Below are 2,873 nucleotides of genomic sequence, written 5' to 3'. Positions count from 1 at the left end.
TCTAGTTTCTATATATTTAGGCTACGCGCAAGTGGTAAACTTTCGATCACCAAAAGCTGATGACGATATGCTTCTATTTTTAATCTAAACAGTTTATCAAGAGCCCATGAACGCCCGGTATACCTGCTATTTCGCCCTCATGGCCGTAATATTGTTGCTGAATGCAACACAAACCGTCTTTGCCAGTGAAACAGAGTGGCAAGAAGTGGCCCCCGGTGCGCAATTGCGGCTTATTTCTTCCAACAGGCTCTCAGCAGATGGGCATGTGGAAGCCGCAATGCAGCTGCGCATGGCGCCTGGGCTCAAAACTTATTGGCGTGTACCAGGTGAAACGGGCATCCCGTTGGTTGCAACATGGCTTGGTTCTTCCAATGTTTTAAAAGGCTCATTTGACTGGCCATTCCCCAAGCGTTCGCTTGACTATGGGGTGATGGATTATGTGTTTGAGGGCGACATAACGGTACCCCTTAAACTTGCCCTTATTGATAATTCTCAAACCGCTAAACTGGTGGCTGCACTCAATCTTGGAATTTGTTCAGATATTTGCATTCCAGTGCGTTGGACCGGCCGACTTGATATCGATTTGCAAAAGGCCTCAGCCGGCCATGCATTCCGCATCAATGCCGCCTATGCCAATGTGCCAGCTCAAGATGATCGAGTTCATGCGCCGTTTTCGCGCATTGGCTATGACGCTCAATCCAATCGTTTGGTTATGGCAAGGGCTGCTGACCCTCTTTCCAACGAAAGCTTAATTGTTGATTTACCAAAAAATACGCTTTTGTTTGATGCGCCTCATTCTGCACCAGAATTGGGCCTTATGACGGTTGCAAGTTTGACGGATTTTGATTTATCCACTCTGGTCGATCAGCAAATTCGTTTGACATATGACAGCGCCGAAGGGCCATTTACCAAGATGGTTCGTGTTGAGGGCCTTTCGGTGGTCGACGGCGCGCTCATTTTTGAGTAGAAACGCTTAGAGCGACCCGAGCAAGTTTAGAACGCGAGTATAACCACATGCCTTTAGCAATTGGCGACAAGATACCCTCTGTTGGTGTCAAACTGATCACCCCACTTGGCCCCGAGGATATAGATTTTGCGCAATATGTTGGCAAAGGCACGAGTGTGCTTTTTTGCTTGCCCGCCGCATTTTCGACCACTTGTCACAATAACCATTTGCCAGGCTACATCGCATATGCGGAAAAGTTTGCAAAACTGGGGGTAAACCGTGTAGCCTGCCTATCGGTTAACGATCATTTTGTGATGTCCGCTTGGGCTGACCAAACGGGGGCCATGGGCACGATAGATATGATTGCAGATGGCAACGCTGAATTGGCGGTTGCTATGCACTCAGAAATTGATGCCCGAGCAGGGGGCATGGGAACACGATTTGCACGACTGGCCTATATCGTAAAAGACGGTGCAGTTGCTAAGGTGTTTGTTGAGACAGCAAAAGGGTCCACCGCCCAAACCGGCGCGGAGAACCTGTTGGCTGCAATTGAAGAAATGAACGTGGCACTTCCCGCGTGAATGAGAATAAAGTGAGTAGCTACATGTTGGCAATCAAGTTGGTCAAAGCGTTTGCAGTTGCGGCTGTTGCATCCGTTTCGCTGAGCGCGTGCGTTGGGTCATTTACCGGTGGAAATGGCAGCAGCCAGCTTCAAAATAAATCGGCAACACAAACTGAAATCGCCAACTCAGCACCAACAGCTTTTCCAATCGTTGCTAGCGAGTGTCCCGAGATTCGCGTTCGACCAGGTGCAGAGGCATTTATGCTTTATGCCAAAGGCCAAGCCGGCGAAGCAAAAGGCTTGCGTTATCAGGCAGTGCTCGACAAACAGTCCCGCAATTGTTTGGTTTCAAACGGTTTGATTACCGTCAAAATGGGCGTGGTTGGCCGGTTGCTTGCCGGACCAAAAGGTGGCAACGATACGGTCAAAGTGCCCGTCCGGTTTGCTGTTGAGCGCGATGGACTATCTGTTTTTTCTCAAAAATACGATATCCCCATCACAATTACGCCACCTAATCAGGGCGAAGAGTTCATAAAAGTCGTCGAAAACGTAGCGATTCCTTACGTAGGCGGCGAAGAAATCATCATTTGGGTTGGTTTTGATCCAAAGGGATAAGTTCAAACTGATTGACCTGCGCCAGATTCCTAGCTAATTTGGCGCTGCATTAGCGGGAGAGACTGGTCTTCCAGCGCCGAAGGAGCAACCGCCCCGGAAACTCTCAGGCAAAAGGACCGCTAAGCACACAAAACTCTGGAAAGCGGAACGGGTCCATCCCAGTTCCCACCGAAGGACGTAGCCGGGAAAATATCCCCGGGAAATCTCTCAGGTAATCCGACAGAGGGGGCGCCAATGCGACACTGGTAAGTCGCGCTGGTACCTTTTGTCGAGTTTTACGAGGGATTTATGGCTGGGGCTTCAAACGAAAATCTACAAACCACTCCACTAAACGACACCCATATTGCTTGGGGCGGTCGCATGGTTGGTTTTGCTGGCTTCTCAATGCCAGTGCAATATAAAGGCGTCATTGCCGAGCACGAACAAACGCGCTCATCTGCAAGCCTTTTCGATGTTTCACACATGGGGCAAGTTATTGTAACTGGCCCAGACCAAGAAACCACCGCACAAGCCCTTGAAAGCTTGATGCCGGGCGACTTGGTTGGCCTAAACCCAGGTGAAATGCGCTACACCCTGTTGCTGAACGATCAAGGCGGCATCGAAGACGATCTGATCGTCACCCGCCCGATCGAAGAGGGCACCGATGGTGTTTTGATGATCGTTTTCAACGCTGGCCGCAAAGACCACGATGTTGCGATTTTGCGCGAAAAACTGGATCCAAGCATTAAGGTTGAGACCTTTTGGGACAAT

At 49.8% G+C, this 2,873-nt stretch carries 3 protein-coding genes, 1 pseudogene and 1 riboswitch; all 4 genes and pseudogenes read left to right on the top strand.

Going from position 1 to position 2,873, the window contains the following annotated elements:
• The first annotated feature begins 106 nt into the window (after positions 1–106).
• Positions 107–967, top strand: a complete 861-nt coding sequence (locus tag Q0231_RS15530; protein ID WP_299348963.1) for a protein-disulfide reductase DsbD domain-containing protein — start codon at positions 107–109, stop codon at positions 965–967.
• Between the two features lie 47 nt (positions 968–1,014).
• Positions 1,015–1,527, top strand: coding sequence for a peroxiredoxin (locus Q0231_RS15525; RefSeq protein ID WP_269392538.1), 513 nt, complete (start codon positions 1,015–1,017; stop codon positions 1,525–1,527).
• Positions 1,528–1,538: 11 nt separating this feature from the next.
• On the top strand, positions 1,539–2,123 hold the full coding sequence (locus tag Q0231_RS15520) for a hypothetical protein (RefSeq protein WP_269392537.1): 585 nt from the start codon (positions 1,539–1,541) through the stop codon (positions 2,121–2,123).
• Between the two features lie 43 nt (positions 2,124–2,166).
• A riboswitch (glycine riboswitch) is annotated at positions 2,167–2,252 on the top strand.
• A 159-nt stretch (positions 2,253–2,411) separates the two neighbouring features.
• A pseudogene (locus Q0231_RS15515) lies at positions 2,412–2,873 on the top strand (glycine cleavage system protein T); the annotation flags it as partial.

It is taken from the genome of uncultured Maritalea sp. (assembly GCF_937139385.1).
GTDB classification, from domain to species: domain Bacteria; phylum Pseudomonadota; class Alphaproteobacteria; order Rhizobiales; family Devosiaceae; genus Maritalea; species Maritalea porphyrae_A.
Note: the sequence above shows the minus strand (reverse complement) of the source record. Positions and strands in the feature narration are given on the sequence as shown.